Below are 19,177 nucleotides of genomic sequence, written 5' to 3'. Positions count from 1 at the left end.
GTCATGAAAGACACGTTCAACGTCCGCGACAGCCTCGAGGTCAACGGCCGGCGCTACGCCTACGCCAGCCTCGCCAAGTTCGGCGAGCGCTTCGACCTCAAGCGCCTGCCCTACTCGATGAAGATCCTGCTGGAGAACCTGCTGCGTCACGAGGACGGCGTGAACGTGACCGACAAGGAGATCCTGGCGGTCGCCCACTGGGACGCCAAGGCCGAGCCGGACACCGAGATCGCCTTCATGCCGGCACGCGTGCTGCTGCAGGACTTCACTGGCGTGCCCTGCGTGGTGGACCTGGCGGCGATGCGCGACGCGGTGGTCAAGCTCGGTGGCGACGCCACCCAGATCAACCCGCTGGCGCCGGCCGAGCTGGTGATCGACCACTCGGTGCAGGTGGATACCTACGACTCGCCCGCGGCGGTCGACAGGAACGTGGAAATCGAGTTCGAGCGCAACCACCAGCGCTACTCGTTCCTGCGCTGGGGCCAGAAGGCGTTCAACAACTTCAAGGTCGTGCCGCCGCGCACCGGCATCGTGCACCAGGTGAACCTCGAGCACCTGGCCCGCGTGGTGTTCACCGCGGAGAAGGACGGTCAGCTGTGGGCCTATCCGGACACCGTGTTCGGCACCGACTCGCACACCACCATGATCAACGGCGTGGGCGTGCTGGGCTGGGGCGTGGGCGGCATCGAGGCGGAAGCGGCGATGCTGGGCCAGGCGTCCTCGATGCTGATCCCGCAGGTGGTCGGCTTCAGGCTGACCGGCAAGCTGTCCGAAGGGGTCACCGCCACCGACCTGGTGCTGACCGTCACCCAGATGCTGCGCAAGCTCGGCGTGGTCGGCAAGTTCGTGGAGTTCTTCGGCCCGGGCCTGAAGCACCTGGCGCTGGCCGACCGCGCCACGATCGGCAACATGGCACCGGAATACGGCGCGACCTGCGGCATCTTCCCGGTCGACCAGGAAGCGATCAACTACCTGCGCCTGTCCGGCCGCGACGAGGCGCAGATCGCGCTGGTCGAGGCCTATGCCAAGGCGCAGGGCCTGTGGCACGACGAAAACACCCCGCAGCCCGAGTTCAGCACCACGCTGGAACTTGATCTGGCCGACGTACGCCCCTCGCTGGCCGGGCCCAAGCGCCCGCAGGACCGCGTGCTGCTGGAAGGCGTCGCGCAGAGCTTCCACGACGCGGTCGGCCCGCTCACCGCCAACCGCAAGGCCGGCGGCGGCAGCGCGCAGGTGACCAAGGACGGCCAGAGCTTCACCCTGAAGGACGGTTCGGTGGTGATCGCCGCGATCACCTCCTGCACCAACACCTCCAACCCGGCAGTGATGCTGGGTGCCGGACTGCTCGCCAAGAAGGCGGCGGCCAAGGGCCTGAGGGCCAAGCCGTGGGTCAAGACCTCGATCGGCCCGGGTTCGCTGGTGGTCACCGACTACTTCGAGAAGACCGGCCTGCTGAAGGAGCTGGAGAAGGTCGGCTTCTACATCGTCGGCTACGGCTGCACCACCTGCATCGGCAACTCCGGCCCGCTGCCGGCGGAGATCAGCCAGGGCATCGCCCAGGGCGACCTCGCGGTGGCCTCGGTACTGTCCGGCAACCGCAACTTCGAAGGCCGCGTGCATCCGGAAGTGAAGATGAACTACCTGGCCTCGCCGCCGCTGGTGGTCGCCTACGCGCTGGCCGGCACGCTGGACATCGACCTGACCCGCGACCCGATCGGCACCGGCAGCGACGGCCAACCGGTCTACCTCAAGGACATCTGGCCGACCAACCAGGAGATCTCCGACACCATCGCCGGCGCGATCAGCCCGGCCATGTTCACCAAGAATTACGCCGACGTGTTCAAGGGCGACAGCCGCTGGAACCAGATCGCCTCGCCCGACGGCGCGCTGTACCAGTGGGAGGATTCCACCTACATCAAGAACCCGCCCTACTTCGACGGCATGACGATGGAGCTGGGCCAGGTCGACGACATCCACGGCGCCCGCGTGCTCGGCCTGTTCGGCGACTCGATCACCACCGACCACATCTCGCCGGCCGGCTCGATCAAGAAGGACAGCCCGGCGGGCCGCTACCTGATCTCCAAGGGCGTCGACCCGAAGGACTTCAACTCCTACGGCTCGCGCCGCGGCAACGACGACGTGATGGTGCGAGGCACCTTCGCCAACATCCGCATCAAGAACCTCATGCTGAACGGCGTGGAAGGCGGCTATACCCTGCACGTGCCCAGCGGCGAGCAGATGGCGATCTACGATGCCGCGATGAAGTACAAGGCCGAGGGCACGCCGCTGGTGGTCATCGCCGGCAAGGAATACGGCACCGGCTCCTCGCGCGACTGGGCGGCCAAGGGCACGTTGCTGCTGGGCGTGAAGGCGGTGATCGCCGAGAGCTTCGAGCGCATCCACCGCTCCAACCTGGTCGGCATGGGCGTGCTGCCGCTGCAGTTCAAGCACGGCGAGAACGCGCAGTCGCTCGGGCTGACCGGCAAGGAGTCGATCGAGATCCTGGGCCTGCAGGGCGGCGAGTCGAAGGAAGCCAGGGTGATCGCGACCACGGCCGACGGCTCGAAGAAGGAGTTCGCCGTGCACGTGATGCTGCTCACGCCGAAAGAGCGCGAGTTCTTCCGCCACGGCGGCATCCTGCAATACGTGCTGCGCCAGCTGGCCGGCCGCAAGGCGGCCTGAGTCCGGACGCCGAAGAAGGCCGCCCACCGGGGCGGCCTTCTTTTTTGCTCGCAGCGCTGCCCCGCAGGGGGAAGCTTGCCCGCGCCGCCGTCCGCGACACGATGCAAGAGGCGTCGTGAGCAAGCCCGCCTCTCCATCTCCAACGAGCGCGCGCCACCGGGCTAGAGCTGCCGCTCCCAGGTCGCGCCGTAGCAGCGCCACTGGCCGCCCTCGCGGCGCCATGCGGATTCGACCCGGTACACGCCGGCGGCATCCGGCCACAACCGGCTGCCCTGGGTGAGGCTCACCGTGAACCGCGCTACCAGCCGCTCACCGTGCCGCTCGACACCCACCGGTCCCAGCGTCACCCCCACGTGCTCGCCGCGCAGCCGCGCCACACGCACCAGGTTGGCCAGGCCTCGCCGGTCCAGGCGGCCGGCATTGCCGTCGAAATCCTCGCTGAGCGGCTCGACCACTCCCGACGCATCGGCCGTCTCCGCCGCCTGCACCGCAGCGTCGATCGCCTCGCGCACGCGGGTTTCGTCCGGCGCGTGCCGGCAGCCGGCCAGGGCGAGCGAAAGCGCGACCAGGCCGCACGAAAGCAGCAATTTCATTGACCTCATCCTGCCTCCGATCCTCGCCAGGGCGCGGCTTGCCGCCATGCGCGGGCGTATGCTCCAATGCCAAGGCCGCAAGGCCGACGGGGAACAGGAACACTACATGAGCAACGAGCGTCCGTGGCTGGCCCACTATCCGCATGACGTACCGGCAGAGATCGACGTGAGTGCCTACGCGTCGGTGGCGGCGGTGGTGGAGGAGGCCTTCGGCAAGTTCCACGACCGGCCGGCCTTCGCCAGTTTCGGCAAGGTGCTCAGCTATGGCGAGATCGACGACCTGAGCCGCCGGTTCGCCGGTTACCTCACCGGCGTGCTGGGCCTGAAGAAGGGCGACCGGCTCGCGATCATGCTGCCCAACGTGCTGCAGTACCCGATCGCCCTGTTCGGCGCGCTGCGCGCCGGCGTGGTGGTGGTCAACACCAACCCGCTCTACACCGCGCGGGAACTGAAGCACCAGCTGGAGGACTCCGGGGCCAAGGCAATCGTGGTGCTGGACAATTTCGCCGCCACGCTGCAGGAGGTGCTCGGCGAGACCCACGTCGAGCACGTGGTCACCACCGGCATCGGTGACCTGCTGGGGTTCGCCAAGGGCACGCTGGTCAATTTCGTGCTGAAGCACGTCAAGAAGATGGTGCCGGCCTACTCCCTGCCGCAGGCGGTGCGCTTCCGCGACGCGCTGGCGCAGGGCGCCGCGCACCCCATGCCCGCCGTGGCGCTGGGCCACGACGACCTCGCCTTTCTGCAGTACACCGGCGGCACCACCGGCGTGGCCAAGGGCGCCATGCTCAGCCATGGCAACATGGTCGCCAACATGCTGCAGGCCGGCGCCTGGATCGGCGACCTGGCCAAGCCCGGCGAGGAGGTGATCATCACGGCCCTGCCGCTGTACCACATCTTCTCGCTGTGCGCGAACGGTCTGGTGTTCATGCGCCTGGGCGGCCTGAACTGGCTGATCACGAACCCGCGCGACATGCCCGGCTTCGTCAAGGAGCTCAGGAAATCCGGCTTCACCGCGCTCACCGGCGTCAACACGCTGTTCAACGGCCTGCTCAACACGCCCGGCTTCGCCGAGCTCGATTTCTCACGCCTGCACCTGACCCTCGGCGGCGGCATGGCGGTGCAGCGCGCGGTGGCCGAGCGCTGGAAGAAGGTCACCGGCTGCACCCTGGCCGAGGCCTACGGCCTCACCGAGACCTCGCCGGCGGTCTGCATCAACCCGCTGGACATCAAGGCATACAACGGCTCGATCGGCCTGCCGGTCCCGTCCACCGAGGTGGCGATCTGGTCGGAGGACAACCAGCCGCTGCCGATCGGCGAAGTGGGCGAGCTGATGGTGCGCGGCCCCCAGGTGATGAAGGGCTACTGGCGGCGGCCGGACGAGACGGCCAAGGTGCTGACCGACGACGGCTGGCTGCACACGGGCGACATCGCGCGGATGGACGCCAATGGCTACGTCTACATCGTCGACCGCAAGAAGGACATGATCCTGGTCTCCGGCTTCAACGTGTATCCGAACGAGGTCGAGGACGTCGTGATGCAGCACCCGGGCGTGGCCGAGGTGGCCGCGGTGGGCGTGCCGGACGAGCACTCCGGCGAAGTGGTGAAGCTGTTCGTGGTGCGCAAGGACCCCTCGCTCACCGCCGAGGCCCTCAAGCAGTTCTGCCACGACAACCTGACCGGATACAAGCGCCCGCGCCAGATCGAGTTCCGCGACGCGCTGCCCAAGACCAACGTCGGCAAGATCCTCCGCCGCGAGCTGCGCAACGAGCAGACCCGCGCCACCGCCTGACCGCACCGCCGAAACGACCGTGGGAGCGAGCTTGCTCGCGGTGCCTCTGTCCGAGTTCCCCGAGGGTGGCTCCCATCGCGCGCGAGCCCGCGCGCATTGGAACTGCTCCCGGGCTCAGTCCTCCTTCCAGTGCTCCAGGATGTCCGCGTAGCCGCCCAGCAGGTTCCACAGCGGCACCTGCTTGTCCTCCGGGATGCGCGAGTAGGCGAAGCCGATGTGGCGGTCGGAAATGCGTGCCACCACGGCCTCCAGGTGGATGTGCAGGTCGCGGCCGAAGATCATGTCCAGCACCCAGTTCTGGCCGGTTTCGCCCTGCCAGCCCAGTGGGCGGCGCAGCAGGGCGCCGGTCGCGGAAATGTCCACCAGCTCGGTCGGATGGGACTGCACCCCGTGGCTCATCAACACGGTGGTCTCGATGCGCATGCGCGCCGGCCGCAGGAACTTCGGACCCGACTCGTCCGCAACGTTGTCTTCGATCGTCATCTAACTCCCCAAGCGAGGCATGGCCCCGCTTTTTCAGACGTCCCCTGATGGTACGACGCACCAGGTAACGCCATCGCGATAGCGGTTCCCGTTGCCGGGCCGCCGGTCTCCAGGCGGTGAGCGGTGGACGGTACGCCGTCCGCTCCCCAGGCGAGCGCCACCCTCGCGCTCGCCTCGGACATCGGGAAGCAAGCGGCGTGCCACGTGCGCGAGGAAACCCGCGCCGTCGCGCGATCTTCACGAAAACGTATTCAAACTGCCGCGTCCGGCGCAGCGGCGACGCACCGTGTCACATGCTGCCCGGACTCCGCAGAGGCGCGGGCGACCGGTTGCGGCACATACTGGACTTGCCGCGACGCTGCCGCTAACCTGTCGATCCATGCACGGGGTCCAGCGTGCGCCGTGCCGGAGGGACCCGGCAAGCGCGACACGCCGCCCGGGATACCCGGCAGATCGACTTGAACCGTCCGTGGCGCAGCGTCGCCATCCTGTCCTGCGTCCTCGCCAGGGTTCATTGCCCGGTGCGGATGCCATGGTGGTCGCCTGAACCCGCCAGACCGAACCGCCGACGCGCGGCTTCGTCATGGCGCCGCCGCACGACGGCTTCCGCCGGCAACGGCACGCCAGCTAGAACCGACCGCCGGCCGCAAGCCGCGGTCACGAGGGGATACCCGTCCGCAGGGCACCGCCCGGCGACGAGCCAGGGTTTGAAGCATTGCCGGCCGCACGAGCGGCCTCACGACATGCATTGATGAGCACAGAACCGCAGCAGCCGGTCCCACCGCCGCAGGACGCCTTCGCGTCGATCCCCCAGCAGCAGGAAATGCCGCTGGCGATCGTGCGGGGTGAACCGCTGCTTCAGATGCCGCAGGATCTGTACATCCCGCCGGACGCGCTGGAGGTCTTTCTCGAGGCGTTCGAGGGTCCGCTGGACCTGCTGCTCTACCTGATCCGCCGGCAGAACCTGGACATCCTGGACATTCCGATTGCCGAGATCACCCGGCAGTACATGGAATACATCGACATGATGCGGGATGTGATGCGGCTGGAACTGGCCGCCGAGTACCTGCTGATGGCCGCGATCCTGGGCGAGATCAAGTCGCGCCTGCTGTTGCCGCGGCCGCCCGCCGAGGAAGGCGTCGAGGAGGACCCGCGCGCCGAGCTGGTGCGCCGCCTGCAGGAGTACGAGCGCTTCAAGAAGGCCGCCGAGGACATCGATACCCTGCCCCGGCTCGAGCGCGATACCGCGGTGGCGCAGGCCGAGGTCGGCGAGCGCAACGTGGTGAGGCTGCCGCCGCCGCTGGACCTGAAGGAAATGCTGCTGGCGCTCAAGGACGTGCTGCACCGCGCCGAGCTGTTCGGCCACCACGCGATCAAGCGCGAGGCGCTGAGCGTGCGCCAGCGCATGGGCGAGTTGCTGAGCCGCCTCGAGGACGGCGCATTCCACCGCTTCGAGAGCCTGTTCGACGTCAGCGAAGGGCGCCTGGGCGTGGTGGTGACCTTCCTGTCCATGCTCGAGCTGGCCAAGGAAATGCTCGTCGAGATCGTGCAGGAAGAGCCGCTGGCGCCCATCTACGTGAAGGCCAAGGCGACGTCCGCCGAGGAAAGCATCGACCTGCCGGCCGACGAGCCGGTGTCCGCCGCGGCCGACTGAGCCGCGCATCCATTCATCCGCAGACCGTACAGGCCATGCAGATCGAGCAACTCAAACCGATCATCGAGGCGGCGCTGCTCGCCGCCAGCCAGCCGCTCAGCGTGGCGCAGCTGGGCGAGCTCTTCGTCGAGGAGGACGGCGTCGACCGCGAAGCGATCGCCCGCACGCTCGAAGTGCTGGCCGGGGACTGCGCCGGCCGCGGCGTCGAACTCAGGGAAGTCGCCTCCGGCTTCCGCTACCAGGTCCGCCAGGACGTGCACCCCTGGGTGTCGCGGATGTGGACCGAGAAGCCCAGCCGCTACTCGCGCGCCCTGCTGGAGACCCTGGCGCTGATCGCCTACCGCCAGCCGATCACGCGCCCGGAGATCGAGCAGATCCGTGGTGTGGTGGTCTCCTCCAACATCATCAAGACGCTGGAGGAACGCGAGTGGATCCGCGTCGTCGGCCATCGCGACGTGCCCGGCAAGCCGGCGCTGTTCGGCACCACCCGCGCGTTCCTGGACTACTTCAACCTCAAGTCGCTGGACGAGCTGCCACCGCTGTCGGAGATCCGCGACCTGGAGGACCCGCAGCTGCGGCTCGACCAGGAGCCGCTGCCGCCGCCGGTGATCAAGGATCTGCCGGTCGACCCGGACGAGGAACGCGCCGAACGCTCCGCGACCGGCGAGGCCGACGAGGACAAGACGGCCGGCACGTCTGCCAAGGAATCCGCGGAGAACGAGGCGCCGGCGTCCACCGAGGTCGGCATCGAGGCGGCCGGTACCCGTGAAACCACCGCCGCCGCGTCCGACGACGAGGCGCCCCCCCCCATCCCTTCCGCCACTGCCGACGAGGCAGCAGCCCAGGCGGACGTCGACGAAGACGCCGCCGAGCAGGACACCGAGGAGTATCGCGCATGACTGCGCCGCAGAAATCCGTCTTGACCCTCAAGCGCGAATCCCGCGCCGAGGCCAACGCCCCCGCCCTGGAAGAACGGCTGCACAAGGTGCTGGCCAACGCGGGCCTGGGCTCCCGCCGCATGCTGGAACAGCGCATCCAGGCCGGCGAGGTCGAACTCAACGGCGCACCGGCCGGCATCGGCGCCAGCGTGCACGCCGGCGACCGCGTGGTGATCGACGGCAAGCAGTTCGTGGTCGCCACCGACAATCGCGACGACACCGAAGTGCTGCTCTACCACAAGCCCGAAGGCGTGGTGACCACGCGCGAGGATCCCGAGGGCCGCCCGACCGTGTTCGAGCAGCTGCCGCGCCTGAAGGGCGCCCGCTGGGTCGCGGTCGGCCGCCTGGACATCAACACCACCGGCCTGCTGCTGCTCACCACCGACGGCGAGCTGGCCAACGCGTTGATGCATCCGCGCAGTGGGCTGGAGCGCGAATACCTCTGCCGCGTGCACGGCGAGGTACCCGACGAGACCATCGAAAAGCTCAAGGCCGGCGTGGAGCTGGAAGACGGCCCTGCCCGCTTCGACGAGATCGCCATCATCAGCCGCGGCGGCAGCCACAGCTGGTTCCGCGTGGTGATCCGCGAGGGTCGCAACCGCGAGGTGCGCCGCCTGTGGGATTCGCAGGGTTTCCTGGTCAGCCGCCTCAAGCGCATTCGCTACGGCAGCGTGGAGCTGCCGCGCACGCTGCGCCGCGGCGAGTGTGAGGCGCTCTCCGAGGAAGCGATCAAGGAACTGCGCAAGAGCACCGGCCTGGGCCCGGCCCAGCCTGCGCTCACGCTGAGCCCGGTGCTGCACCAGCGCCGCGCCAGCCGCAGCGTCACCGAGTACCGTCCCGAGCGCGGCACCACTGCGGCCTGGAGCGGCGCCTACCACGACGAGGCACGCGAGCTGCGCGCATTCGACCGCATCCGCGAGGAGCCGGTGCGCGGCAAGCAGCAGCGCCGCCGGCCCGGCAAGGAAGTCAACGGCAACGTCGCGCGCCCGGAAAGGCCGGCCACCGGCGGCCGCCGCAAGAACAAGCGCGGCGTGGCGCCCGGCCAGGAGCTGCCGTCGGTGCGTACCTGGTTCGCCGGCGAGAGCCGTGACGGCGGTGCGCGCGGCAATGCGCCCGGTGGCAACCGCCGGGGCGGCAAGCCGGCCGGGGGCCGCGCTGGCGAAGCCCGCGGCGCGGGTCCCTACGCCGGCGTCGGTGGTGGCGGCAACCGTGGCACTCGCCAGGGTGGCGCATCCGGCCAGGGCGGCCGACCGCAGAGCCGCGGCAACCGCCCGCAGGGCCATGGCGGCGGTCGTCCGCAGGGTGGCCGCGGCGGCAACCGTCACGGCAACCGCTGATGAGCGTGCGCATCTACCACAACAGCCGCTGCTCCAAGTCGCGCGGCACGCTGGAACTGCTGCAGGCGCGCGGCATCGAGCCGGAAGTGGTCAACTACCTGGACACGCCGCCCAGCGTGGACGAACTCGAGGCCCTGCTCCGCCTGCTCGGCATGACGCCACGGCAGCTGCTGCGCACCGGCGAGGCCGAGTACACGGCGCTGGGGCTGGACGATCCGTCCGTGGACGACGAGGCCATTCTGCAGGCGATGGTCGCGCACCCCAGGCTCATCGAGCGGCCGATCGTGGTCGCCAACGGCAAGGCGGCCATCGGCCGCCCGCCGGAAGCGGTGCTTCCGATCCTGCCCTGATCGCCGACAGCCAGGCACCCGCTGCGGTCGAGGAGGGCGCGCGCACCGGGCAAGCATGTCCGTCCGCGGCCCCCGGGGCGGGCCACGGCGCGCCCTGCCCGAGACGCGGGTTCGCGCCCGCGCAGTTCGCGCCTGCAGTCAGTCGCCCGCGCCGAGCTCGATGCGGAACGCGTCCGCATCCATCCATGCCGGGAAGCGCTGGCGGTGCGACAGCAGCGGCGCCGGCTCCAGCCGCACGGTGACCAGCTGCTCCTGCGCGCCCAGTTCGACCAGCGCCTCGCCGATCGGGTCGATCACCGCGCTGTCGCCCGCGTAGGGCAGATCGTTGCCGTCCACGCCCACGCGATTCACGCCGATCACGTAGGCGAGGTTCTCGATCGCGCGCGCGCGCAGCAGCGTGCGCCAGGGCTGCCGCCGCGGCGCCGGCCAGTTGGCCACGAACAGGGCCAGGTCGTAGTCCATGCCACCGGCGGCGCTTTCCAGCCGGCGGTTGCGCAGCCACACCGGAAAACGCAGGTCGTAGCAGACCTGCGGCAGCACGCGCCAGCCTTTCAGCTCGACGACCAGCCGCTCGCGCCCGCCGCCGTAGCGCGTGTGCTCGCCGGCCATGCGGAACAGGTGACGCTTGTCGTACTGCGCATGGCTGCCGTCCGGGCGCATCCAGAACAGGCGGTTGTAGACGGTGCCGTTCTCGCTGATCGCCAGGCTACCGCAGACCACGGCGTCCACCTCGGCCGCCAGCGCACGCAGCCACGCCACGCCCTCGCCGTCCATCGTCTCGGCGCTGGCGCGGGTATCGTTGCTGAAGCCGGAGAGGAAGGTCTCCGGCAGCACGATCAGGTCGCTGCCGCGCGCCTGGCGCACCAGCATGCCGTAGTAGTCGCGGTTGGCCGGGGCGTCGTGCCAGCGGGTGGCGCCCTGCACCAGGCTGACGGTCAGCGGTTGCATGTTCACAGGCGGCATAGGCGCTCCGCGGCGGCCGCCATGGTGGCATCGCTCTTGGCGAAGCACAGGCGCAACAGGCGCGTGCCCGGCGGGCACTCGTAGAACGGCGTGAGCGGAATGCCGGCCACGCCGCCCTGTTCGACCAGCCAGCGCGAGAAGGCGACGTCGTCCTCGTCCCGGATCGCCGCGTAGTCGACCAGCTGGAAGTAGCCGCCCGGCACGTCCAGCAGCTTGAGGCGCGAGGGCGCGAGCAGCGCGCGGAAGCGGTCGCGCTTGGCCTGGTAGAAGTCCGGCAGCTCCAGGTAGTGCGCCGGGTCGCTGGCGAGGAATTCGGCGAAGGCCGTCTGCGCCGGGTGGAAGGTGCAGAAGGTGAGGTACTGGTGCACCTTGCGGAACTCGGCCGAGAGCGCCGCCGGCGCCACGGCGTAGCCGACTTTCCAGCCGGTGCAGTGGTAAGTCTTGCCGAAGCTCGATACCGCGATGCTGCGCTCGGCCAGTTCCGGGTGGCGCAGCACGCTCTCGTGGCGCGCGCCGTCGTAGACGATGTGCTCGTACACCTCGTCGGAGAGCACCACGATGTCGGTATCGCGGGTGATCTCCGCCAGCGTGTCCAGGTCGTCGGCCGACAGCACCGCGCCCGACGGGTTGTGCGGGCTGTTGACCAGGATCATGCGGGTCCTGGGCGTGATGGCGTCGCGCACGCGCTGCCAGTCGATCGCGAAGTCGGGCAGCGTCAGCGGGATGTGCACCGCACGCGCGCGCTGCAGCTCGATCGCCGGCTCGTAGGAGTCGTAGGCCGGGTCGAAGACGATCACCTCCTCGCCCGCGCGCACGGTGGCGGCGATCGCCGCGAACAGTGCCTCGGTGGCGCCCGAGGTCACCGTGATTTCCGTGCCCGCGTCCACGCGTCGGCCGTACAGGCGCTGCGTCTTGAGCGCGATCTGCTCGCGCAGCGGCGCGGTGCCGATGCCGGGGGCGTACTGGTTCCTGCCCTCGGCCATCGCGCGGGTGAGCGCGTCGCGCAGCGCCTGCGGCGGCTCGAAGTCGGGGAAGCCCTGCCCCAGGTTCACCGCCTGGTGATCCAGCGCCAGCTGGCTCATCACGCTGAAGATGGTGGTGCCGACCTTGGGCAGCTTGGTCTCGATGTTCATGTACGGAGGTATGGAAGGCCAAACGGTAAGCCTAGCACGGCTCACGTGGGCGGCTGGTCGAGCGGCGGCAGCGGACGTTCGCGGCACTGCTCGTGCTTCTGCCGCGTCGCTTCCGGCAGGCGCTCGGCGAGGAAGTCCACCAGCGCGCGCACGCCCGGCAGCATGCCGCGACGGCTGGGGTAGACGAAGTGCATGGTCCCCTCGGGCACGCTCCAGTCCGGCAGCACCACCTCCAGCTCGCCGCGGGTGATCGCCGGCGCGCAGACGAACTCCGGCAGCAGGGTGACGCCCAGGCCTCGGCGGGCCGCTTCCAGCAGCAGCGCGAACTCGCCGGTGACCAGCCGGGCGGTCATCTCCACCGAGATGCGCTCGCCTTGGGCGTCGATCAGCTCCCACACCTGCGCCCCTTCGTGCTCCTGCATCGACAACGCGGGCAACGCGGGCAGCTCCGCCGGCACCTTCGGTCGTCCCAGCCGGTCGAGCAAGGCGGGGCTGGCCACCGCCAGCACGCGCGACAGCCCGAAGGTGCGCATGACCAGGTTGGCGTCGGTGTCGAGCTTGGTGCGCACGCGGATCGCGATGTCGTAGCCCTCGCCCACCACGTCCACGCGGCGGTTGCTGGAAAGCACGCGCACCTGCACCTTCGGGTACTGCGCCATGAAATCCGGCAGCACGTGCGCGACCACCGTCTGCGCCAGCGACACCGGGCAGCTCAGCCGCACCACGCCGCGCGGCTCGGCGCGCAGCTCGTCGACCGCCTCCTGCGCGGCGCGCGCCTCCTCCAGCACCGCGCGGCAATGGCCGTAGAAGCGCTCGCCCACCTCGGTGACCACGAAACGGCGGGTGGTCCGCTGCAGCAGCCGCACCCCCAGGCGCTCCTCCAGCTGGGCCACCCGCTTGCTCAGCCGCGACTTCGGAATGCCCAGGGCCCGGCCGGCCGCGGAGAAACCGTTGTGCTCGACCACCATGGCGAAGAAGTAGAGGTCGTTGAGGTCCTGCAAGGTGCCGTCGAGGGGCATGGGATTTGTTTCCTTTTGAGAACGATAAGTTCGATTCTAGCCGTCTTATCAAGCGATTGTCGCAAAACTATCGTAGCTCCTGTCGCCGGTTCAGCCGGCCCTTGATCGGAGTCACGCCATGAAACTGCTGCACATCGACTCGAGCGCCCTGGGCAATCACTCGGTCTCGCGCGGGCTATCCGCCGACATCGTGGCGCAGATCCGCCGCGCCCGCCCGGACGTCACCATCCGTTACCGCGACCTGGCCGCGCAGCCGCTGCCGCATTGGACCCCCGTTGCCGACGCGGCCGACCCCGCCGCCGTGCTGGGCAACGAAGTGATGGAGGAGTTCCTGGCCGCCGACGTGATCGTCCTCGGCGCGCCCATGTACAACTTCGGCATCTCCAGCCAGCTCAAGGCCTGGATCGACCGCATTGCGGTGGCCGGCAAGACCTTCCGCTACACCGCGAACGGCCCCGAGGGCCTGGCCGGCGGCAAGCGGGTGATCGTCGCCTCCAGCCGCGGCGGCTTCTACGGCGAAGGCACCGCCGGGGCGGCGATGGACTTCCAGGAGAACTACCTGCGCGCGGTGCTCGGCTTCCTCGGCATCACCGACGTCGAATTCGTGCGCGCCGAAGGCGTGGCGGTGAGCGCCGAGCACAAGGAACGGGCCTTGGCGGCGGCGAAGGAGGCGATCGGCACGCTGCTGCCGAAGGCGGCGTAGCCAGGACGGGACAGGGTTCGGCGAGCCAGGGACCGTGCACTGCCGGACCCCCACCCCAGTCCTTCACCCCAGCCCCTCGCCCGGCGGGAGACCCCTCGCCCGGCGGGAGAGGGGCTTTTCGCGTCCGGCCGGTGGAAAAAGCCGGCGCGCCCCGACACACTGCGGTGTATCCCTCAACAGGAAGCCGCGCGCATGAACCGCACCCTGCGTCTGTCCCTGCTCGCCCTGCTGGTTGCCGCGCCGGCCCTGCAGGCGGCCGATCTCTACGTGCACAACGTCAAGGGCTACACCCTCGACGGTCACGGCAAGCTGCAGCGCTTCGACGCCCTGCTGGTGGACGACGGCAAGGTCGTCGCCACCGGGAGCGACGCCGCGCTCGCCAAGCGCGCGGGCGACGCGAAAGTGGTCGACGGCCACGGCAGGACCCTGTTGCCCGGCCTGATCGATGCCCACGGCCACGTGCTGGAGCTGGGCTACGCGCTCACCCAGGCCGACCTCACCGGCACGCAATCGCTGGACGAGGCGCTGGCGCGGATCAAGGCGTACGCCCGGGCCCACCCCGACGCCCGCTGGATCACCGGCGGCGGCTGGAACCAGGTGATCTGGAAGCTCGGCCGCTTCCCCACCGCGAAGGAGCTGGATGCGGTGGTTCCGGACCGGCCCGTGTGGCTGAGCCGCGTAGACGGCCACGCCGCCTGGGCCAACAGCGCGGCGATGAAGCTTGCCGGCATCACCCGCGACACCAAGGATCCGCCGGGCGGCCGCATCGAGCGCGATGCCCAGGGCGACCCCACCGGCGTGTTCGTCGACGGCGCCACTGCCCTGGTCAACGCCGTGGTGCCCGAACCCACCGACAAGGAACGCGCCGCGGCGCTCGACACCGCGCTGGCGGAGATGGCGCGCGTGGGCCTGACCGGCGTGGACGACGCCGGCATCGACCTGCCCAACTACCGCCTCTACCGTCGCTACGCCGACGAGCACAGGCTCACCGCGCGGATCTACGCCATGGTCCGCGATACCGGCAAGGATTTCGACACGGTCACCGCCGACGGCCCGCTGGACGGTTACGGCGACGGCTTCCTCACGGTGCACTCGGTGAAGCTTTACGCCGACGGCGCGCTGGGCAGCCGTGGCGCGGCGATGCTCTCGCCGTACAGCGACGATCCGCACAACCACGGCCTGCTGTTCATGAGCCCGGGCACCATGGTGTCCAAGATCGAGAAGGCCTTCGCCAAGGGTTACCAGGTCAACATCCACGCGATCGGCGATGCGGCCAACCGCGAGGTGCTGGACAGCTTCGCCGCCGCCTACAAGGCCTATCCGCAGGCCCGGGCCTTGCGCAACCGCGTCGAGCACGCGCAGATCGTGTCGCTCACGGACATCCCGCGCTTCGTGCCGCTGAATCTCGTCGCCTCGATGCAGCCCACCCACGCCACCTCCGACATGAACATGGCGGAGGACCGCATCGGCCACCAGCGCATCGAGGGCGCCTACGCCTGGCGGCGTTTCCTCAAGCAGGGCACGGTGGTCGCCTTCGGCTCGGACTTCCCGGTCGAATCGCCCAACCCGTTCTTCGGCCTGCACGCGGCGGTGACCCGGCAGAACCACCAGAACCAGCCGCCCGGCGGCTGGTACCCCGACCAGAAACTGAGCCTGGTCGAGGCGCTGCGGGCCTTCACCCTGAGCGCGGCCTATGCCGGGCACGCGGAGAAGACCCAGGGATCGCTGGAACCGGGCAAGTATGCCGACTTCATCCTGGTCGACCGCGACATCTTCGCCGTCGACCCGCGCGACATCTGGAAGACCAGGGTGCTGGGCACCTGGGTGGGCGGCAAGCAGGTGTACGCCGCCACGCCCTGAGCCCCCGGCCGATTGCAGCCCTCATTCCCTTGCCCATGCAGGAGCGAGCGTGCTCGCGATGCCCTGGACCTGAGCCAAAGCATCGCGGGCAGGCCCGCTCCTACCCTTTCATGGGCCGGAAATGCACCGTCTTGGCCCCCGACAGGGGCGCCGCAAGCTCTCGGCCGGCGAAAGACTAGCGCACAAGCCTTTGATATCAAAAGGGGCTGACACATAGGCCATCAGTCATGGCCGGTCGCCTGTTGACGCTTTCGAGGATGGTGTTATAGTTCACTACAACACCGGTCCACGAGGTCACTAAAGGAGACCCGCCATGAAAGCGCAGAACCTGATCGCCCTGGCCGCCGCCACGCTGTTCACCGCGACGGGCCTGGTTGCCCTGAACTCCCCCGTGCGCACCGCGCCGGTCTCCGAAATCAACGGCGTGCGCGTGGTCACCCTCGCCCCCGTCGTGGTCCACCCGACCGCCGCCGAACTGCGCGCCAGCGCCCTGCTCGATGCCGGCGTCGCCAGCGCCACCTTCGCCCCGGCGCTGGAAGGCCGCGCCGAGGCAGGCGCCACCCTGCTCGGGGCACAGCTGGCCATGCCCTACTATTCGTTCGGCACCCAGTTCGCCCGTGCCAGCAAGGACTAACGTATGACCATCACCTGGAACGACAGCGTCCCGATCTACCGCCAGCTGCGCGAACGCGTGGTGGCGATGATCCTGGATGGCGCCTTGAACGAAGGCGACCCGCTGCCGTCGGTGCGCCAGGTGGCAGCGGATTTCCAGATCAACCCGCTGACCGTGTCCAAGGCGTACCAGGAGCTGGTCGACGATCAACTGGTCGAAAAAAGGAGAGGACTGGGCATGTTCGTCACTGATGGGGCCCGCGAGGCCTTGTTGAAATCCGAGCGCGAGCGCTTCCTGCGCGAGGAATGGCCGGCCCTGTACGCGCGCCTGCAGCGTCTGGGGCTCGATCTCAAAACGCTGATGCGCGAAGCGCCGGCCACCACGGAACAGCAGCCATGAGCGCCATCGTCACCGCGCGCAACCTGAGCAAGCGCTACAAGAACACCGTCGCGCTCGATCATGTCAATTTCCAGATCGAGTCCGGTCGCATCGTCGGCCTGATCGGCCCCAACGGCGCCGGCAAGACCACCGCGCTGAAGGCGATCCTCGGCCTGACGCCCTTCGAAGGCGAGCTGTCGGTGCTCGGGCTGGACCCGCGTACCCGGCGCGACGAGCTGATGGAGCAGGTCTGCTTCATCGCCGACGTGGCGGTGCTGCCGCGCTGGATCCGCGTGCGCGAGGCGGTGGACTTCGTCGCCAACGTGCATCCGCGCTTCGACCGGGCCAAGTGCGAGGCCTTCCTCGCGCGCACCAAGCTCACCCCCGACCAGCGCGTGCGGCAGATGTCCAAGGGCATGATCGTGCAGCTGCACCTGGCCCTGGTCATGGCCATCGACGCCCGCCTGCTGGTGCTGGACGAACCCACGCTGGGCCTGGACATCCTCTACCGCAAGCAGTTCTACCAGAGCCTGCTGGAAGACTACTTCGACGAGAACAAGACGATCATCGTCACCACCCACCAGGTGGAAGAGATCGAGCACATCCTCACCGACCTGATGTTCATCCGCGACGGCAAGATCGTGCTGGACACCGACATGGAGGCGGTCGGCGACCGCTTCGCCGAGGTGATGGTGAACGCCGACAAGGCCGCCGCCGCCCGCGCGCTGCAGCCGATCGACGAGCGCCAGGTCTTCGGCAAGAGCATCTTCCTGTTCGACGGCGCCGACCGCACGACGCTGGAGAGCCTGGGCGAGATCCGCCGGCCTTCCGTCAGCGATCTGTTCGTCGCCACCATGAAGGGAACCTACGCATGAAAACCCCTGCCCTGACCAACATGTACTGGCTCGTCAAGCGCGAGCTGTGGGAACACCGCGGCGGCTTCCTGTGGGCGCCGGTGATCACCGGCGCCATCTTCCTGCTGCTGAACATCATGGGCATCGTCACGGCCGAGGTAGTCGGCGCGCGCCACGGCATCAGCTTCGGCGCCAGCGGCGACCTGCAGCACGTGATCTCGCGAATGGACGCCGGCGACCTGAGCCAGGTCGGCACGGCGCTCGACGTGGCCATGTACTCGGCGTCCGCGCTGATCTTCGTGGTGCTGGGTTTCGTGGTGTTCTTCTACTGCCTGGGCACGCTGTACGACGAGCGGCGCGACCGCAGCATCCTGTTCTGGAAATCGCTCCCCCTGTCGGACTCGTCGACCGTGCTGTCGAAGGTGGTCAGCGCCACGCTGGTGGCGCCGGTGGTGGCGACCGTGGCCGGCATCGTCGCGGGCATCGTGCAGTTGCTGTTGCTGGCTCTTACGCTGTCCTTCCACGGCGTCCACGTGTGGCAGCTGCTCGCGCTCGCCCATCCCTTCCGGGTGACGGCGAACATGCTCGGCCACATTCCGCTGTACCTGCTGTGGGCGCTGCCTTCGGTCGGCTGGCTGATGCTGTGCTCGGCCTGGGCCCGCACCAAGCCCTTCCTGTGGGCGATCGCCCTGCCCGTCGCCACCGGCCTGCTGGTCACCTGGTTCGGCATCATGGGGCTGTTCAACCTGTCCGCCGGCTGGTTCTGGCAGAACATCGTGGCACGCGGTCTGTTCAGCGCGTTCCCCGGCGCGAGCCTGGTCTGGGCCGACGACCGCATCCACACCGGCGAGCGGAACCTGGACTTCATGAACCTCAGCAACACCTACCAGCTGCTCGGCTCCGTGAACCTGTGGATCGGCGTGGCGGTAGGTGCCGCCCTGATTGCTGCCGCGATCTGGTTCCGCCGCTGGCGCGACGACAGCTGACCGCGGGGATCTGCCTCCGCCGCGCGCTGACACATCCAACGGAAAAAATCTCATGAAGACGAACGCGATCATCCTTGGCGTCTTTGGATTGATCCTTCTGCCCCCCCTCGCCGCCTGCAGCGGATCCGGGCAAACCGGCTCGAGCGGCGCCGGTGGAGTGGCGCAAGCGATGAAGGAGGTCCAGGAACAGACCTCGTCGTCGGCGATCTCCGCCGAAATCCACAAGGGCATCGAGCAGGCCAAGCGCGACCTGGCCACCAGGGACATCGACATCGACCACGTGCACGTCGGCCATGGCCGGCACGAGGACGGCGATGCCCTTCCCAAGGCCGCGATCACGCCGGGAGGCGACCTGGTGATCGCCGGCAAGACGGTGCCGGCCACGCCGCAGCAACACGCCCTGCTGCTGGACTACCGCCAGCAGCTCGTCGGCATCGCCGAGGCCGGCATGGACATCGGCGAGCACGGCGCCAACCTAGGCACCCAGGCGGCGAAGGAAGCGATCTGGGGCGCGCTCACCGGCAAGAGCGACAAGGAAATCGAGGCGAACATCAAGCCGCAGGCCGAGCAGATCAAGACCGCCGCGATGCAGCTCTGCCGGCGCCTGCCCGACCTGCTGGCCTCGCAGCAGAAGCTGGCCGCCGCCATGCCGCAGTTCAGTCCCTACGCGACGATGACGCAAAAGGACGTCGACGACTGCGGCAAGGACACCGACATCGACACGGACTGAGCGAGGCAGCGGCCTAGCTGTGATCTCTCAGTAGGTTGTTCACCCGGGGCGATCCCGGGATTCTGGAGGTGCGACCCAACCAGCACACCAGGAACCCCGGATGAACCTG

The 19,177-nt window shown here is 68.9% G+C and carries 18 protein-coding genes; 13 read left to right on the top strand and 5 right to left on the bottom strand.

Going from position 1 to position 19,177, the window contains the following annotated elements; all coding sequences use genetic code 11:
• Positions 1-3: 3 nt before the first annotated feature.
• The gene (acnA, locus tag WAT24_RS14780) at positions 4-2,682 is read left to right on the top strand and encodes an aconitate hydratase AcnA (protein ID WP_336808676.1); all 2,679 of its coding nucleotides are present in this window, start codon (positions 4-6) and stop codon (positions 2,680-2,682) included.
• A gap of 161 nt (positions 2,683-2,843) precedes the next feature.
• Here acnA and WAT24_RS14775 read toward each other — a convergent pair whose 3' ends face one another.
• Positions 2,844-3,275, bottom strand: coding sequence for a hypothetical protein (locus WAT24_RS14775; protein WP_336808675.1), 432 nt, complete (start codon positions 3,273-3,275; stop codon positions 2,844-2,846).
• A 106-nt stretch (positions 3,276-3,381) separates the two neighbouring features.
• Here WAT24_RS14775 and WAT24_RS14770 point away from each other — a divergent pair, with 106 nt between their 5' ends.
• A complete protein-coding gene (locus tag WAT24_RS14770) occupies positions 3,382-5,067 on the top strand; it encodes an AMP-binding protein (RefSeq protein ID WP_336808674.1) in 1,686 nt (561 codons plus the stop codon).
• A gap of 114 nt (positions 5,068-5,181) precedes the next feature.
• Here WAT24_RS14770 and WAT24_RS14765 read toward each other — a convergent pair whose 3' ends face one another.
• Positions 5,182-5,550 (bottom strand): PilZ domain-containing protein, encoded by a 369-nt coding sequence (locus tag WAT24_RS14765; protein WP_336808673.1) that lies wholly within the window; start codon positions 5,548-5,550, stop codon positions 5,182-5,184.
• A 751-nt stretch (positions 5,551-6,301) separates the two neighbouring features.
• Between WAT24_RS14765 and WAT24_RS14760 the strand changes: the two genes are divergently transcribed.
• The 4 genes from WAT24_RS14760 to arsC are packed head-to-tail and all read left to right on the top strand — an operon-like array spanning position 6,302 to position 9,829.
• Positions 6,302-7,204, top strand: coding sequence for a segregation and condensation protein A (locus tag WAT24_RS14760; protein ID WP_336808672.1), 903 nt, complete (start codon positions 6,302-6,304; stop codon positions 7,202-7,204).
• Between the two features lie 35 nt (positions 7,205-7,239).
• The gene (gene scpB / locus WAT24_RS14755) at positions 7,240-8,103 is read left to right on the top strand and encodes an SMC-Scp complex subunit ScpB (RefSeq protein WP_336808671.1); all 864 of its coding nucleotides are present in this window, start codon (positions 7,240-7,242) and stop codon (positions 8,101-8,103) included.
• On the top strand, positions 8,100-9,479 hold the full coding sequence (locus WAT24_RS14750) for a pseudouridine synthase (protein ID WP_336808670.1): 1,380 nt from the start codon (positions 8,100-8,102) through the stop codon (positions 9,477-9,479). The genes scpB and WAT24_RS14750 overlap by 4 nt, the downstream gene beginning before the upstream one ends.
• Complete coding sequence (arsC, locus tag WAT24_RS14745; RefSeq protein WP_336808669.1) at positions 9,479-9,829, top strand: arsenate reductase (glutaredoxin); 351 nt, start codon at positions 9,479-9,481, stop codon at positions 9,827-9,829. Before WAT24_RS14750 ends, arsC begins: the two co-directional genes overlap by 1 nt.
• Before the next feature lie 138 nt (positions 9,830-9,967).
• On the opposite strand, the gene WAT24_RS14740 is transcribed toward arsC, so the two are convergent.
• Genes WAT24_RS14740 through WAT24_RS14730 form a run of 3 tightly spaced genes read right to left on the bottom strand, consistent with a single transcriptional unit; the run spans position 9,968 to position 12,944 of the window.
• The gene (locus WAT24_RS14740; protein ID WP_336808667.1) at positions 9,968-10,792 is read right to left on the bottom strand and encodes an amidohydrolase; all 825 of its coding nucleotides are present in this window, start codon (positions 10,790-10,792) and stop codon (positions 9,968-9,970) included.
• The gene (locus WAT24_RS14735) at positions 10,780-11,925 is read right to left on the bottom strand and encodes a pyridoxal phosphate-dependent aminotransferase (RefSeq protein WP_336808666.1); all 1,146 of its coding nucleotides are present in this window, start codon (positions 11,923-11,925) and stop codon (positions 10,780-10,782) included. Before WAT24_RS14735 ends, WAT24_RS14740 begins: the two co-directional genes overlap by 13 nt.
• Before the next feature lie 41 nt (positions 11,926-11,966).
• On the bottom strand, positions 11,967-12,944 hold the full coding sequence (locus WAT24_RS14730; RefSeq protein WP_336808665.1) for a LysR substrate-binding domain-containing protein: 978 nt from the start codon (positions 12,942-12,944) through the stop codon (positions 11,967-11,969).
• 118 nt (positions 12,945-13,062) lie between these two features.
• On the opposite strand from WAT24_RS14730, the gene WAT24_RS14725 reads away from it, so the two are divergent.
• The 7 genes from WAT24_RS14725 to WAT24_RS14695 all read left to right on the top strand — a co-directional run bounded on the left by WAT24_RS14725 (position 13,063) and on the right by WAT24_RS14695 (position 19,068).
• Complete coding sequence (locus tag WAT24_RS14725) at positions 13,063-13,647, top strand: FMN-dependent NADH-azoreductase (protein WP_336808664.1); 585 nt, start codon at positions 13,063-13,065, stop codon at positions 13,645-13,647.
• 192 nt (positions 13,648-13,839) lie between these two features.
• The gene (locus WAT24_RS14720) at positions 13,840-15,507 is read left to right on the top strand and encodes an amidohydrolase (protein WP_336808663.1); all 1,668 of its coding nucleotides are present in this window, start codon (positions 13,840-13,842) and stop codon (positions 15,505-15,507) included.
• Positions 15,508-15,820: 313 nt separating this feature from the next.
• Positions 15,821-16,141 (top strand): hypothetical protein, encoded by a 321-nt coding sequence (locus tag WAT24_RS14715; protein ID WP_336808662.1) that lies wholly within the window; start codon positions 15,821-15,823, stop codon positions 16,139-16,141.
• 3 nt (positions 16,142-16,144) lie between these two features.
• Positions 16,145-16,519 carry a GntR family transcriptional regulator gene (locus tag WAT24_RS14710; protein ID WP_336808661.1) on the top strand — a complete coding sequence of 125 codons (375 nt, stop codon included), beginning with the start codon at positions 16,145-16,147 and terminating at the stop codon, positions 16,517-16,519.
• Positions 16,516-17,373, top strand: a complete 858-nt coding sequence (locus tag WAT24_RS14705) for an ABC transporter ATP-binding protein (RefSeq protein WP_336808660.1) — start codon at positions 16,516-16,518, stop codon at positions 17,371-17,373. The genes WAT24_RS14710 and WAT24_RS14705 overlap by 4 nt, the downstream gene beginning before the upstream one ends.
• Positions 17,370-18,338: an ABC-2 transporter permease gene (locus tag WAT24_RS14700; protein ID WP_336808659.1), complete on the top strand. Its 969-nt coding sequence runs from the start codon at positions 17,370-17,372 to the stop codon at positions 18,336-18,338. The genes WAT24_RS14705 and WAT24_RS14700 overlap by 4 nt, the downstream gene beginning before the upstream one ends.
• 169 nt (positions 18,339-18,507) lie before the next feature.
• Positions 18,508-19,068, top strand: coding sequence for a YggN family protein (locus WAT24_RS14695; RefSeq protein WP_336808658.1), 561 nt, complete (start codon positions 18,508-18,510; stop codon positions 19,066-19,068).
• The last annotated feature ends 109 nt before the right edge of the window (positions 19,069-19,177 follow it).

It is taken from the genome of Fulvimonas yonginensis (assembly GCF_037137055.1).
Taxonomy (GTDB): Bacteria; Pseudomonadota; Gammaproteobacteria; order Xanthomonadales; family Rhodanobacteraceae; genus Frateuria_A; species Frateuria_A yonginensis.
The sequence above is the reverse complement of the archived record's forward strand: the minus strand, read 5'-3'. Positions and strand labels throughout refer to the sequence as shown.

Coding starts and splice junctions, on each gene's coding strand:
- acnA (WP_336808676.1), top strand. CDS start 4: ATGAAAGACACGTTCAACGTCCGCGACAGCCTCGAGGTCAACGGCCGG.
- WAT24_RS14775 (WP_336808675.1), bottom strand. CDS start 3,275: ATGAAATTGCTGCTTTCGTGCGGCCTGGTCGCGCTTTCGCTCGCCCTG.
- WAT24_RS14770 (WP_336808674.1), top strand. CDS start 3,382: ATGAGCAACGAGCGTCCGTGGCTGGCCCACTATCCGCATGACGTACCG.
- WAT24_RS14765 (WP_336808673.1), bottom strand. CDS start 5,550: ATGACGATCGAAGACAACGTTGCGGACGAGTCGGGTCCGAAGTTCCTG.
- WAT24_RS14760 (WP_336808672.1), top strand. CDS start 6,302: ATGAGCACAGAACCGCAGCAGCCGGTCCCACCGCCGCAGGACGCCTTC.
- scpB (WP_336808671.1), top strand. CDS start 7,240: ATGCAGATCGAGCAACTCAAACCGATCATCGAGGCGGCGCTGCTCGCC.
- WAT24_RS14750 (WP_336808670.1), top strand. CDS start 8,100: ATGACTGCGCCGCAGAAATCCGTCTTGACCCTCAAGCGCGAATCCCGC.
- arsC (WP_336808669.1), top strand. CDS start 9,479: ATGAGCGTGCGCATCTACCACAACAGCCGCTGCTCCAAGTCGCGCGGC.
- WAT24_RS14740 (WP_336808667.1), bottom strand. CDS start 10,792: ATGCCGCCTGTGAACATGCAACCGCTGACCGTCAGCCTGGTGCAGGGC.
- WAT24_RS14735 (WP_336808666.1), bottom strand. CDS start 11,925: ATGAACATCGAGACCAAGCTGCCCAAGGTCGGCACCACCATCTTCAGC.
- WAT24_RS14730 (WP_336808665.1), bottom strand. CDS start 12,944: ATGCCCCTCGACGGCACCTTGCAGGACCTCAACGACCTCTACTTCTTC.
- WAT24_RS14725 (WP_336808664.1), top strand. CDS start 13,063: ATGAAACTGCTGCACATCGACTCGAGCGCCCTGGGCAATCACTCGGTC.
- WAT24_RS14720 (WP_336808663.1), top strand. CDS start 13,840: ATGAACCGCACCCTGCGTCTGTCCCTGCTCGCCCTGCTGGTTGCCGCG.
- WAT24_RS14715 (WP_336808662.1), top strand. CDS start 15,821: ATGAAAGCGCAGAACCTGATCGCCCTGGCCGCCGCCACGCTGTTCACC.
- WAT24_RS14710 (WP_336808661.1), top strand. CDS start 16,145: ATGACCATCACCTGGAACGACAGCGTCCCGATCTACCGCCAGCTGCGC.
- WAT24_RS14705 (WP_336808660.1), top strand. CDS start 16,516: ATGAGCGCCATCGTCACCGCGCGCAACCTGAGCAAGCGCTACAAGAAC.
- WAT24_RS14700 (WP_336808659.1), top strand. CDS start 17,370: ATGAAAACCCCTGCCCTGACCAACATGTACTGGCTCGTCAAGCGCGAG.
- WAT24_RS14695 (WP_336808658.1), top strand. CDS start 18,508: ATGAAGGAGGTCCAGGAACAGACCTCGTCGTCGGCGATCTCCGCCGAA.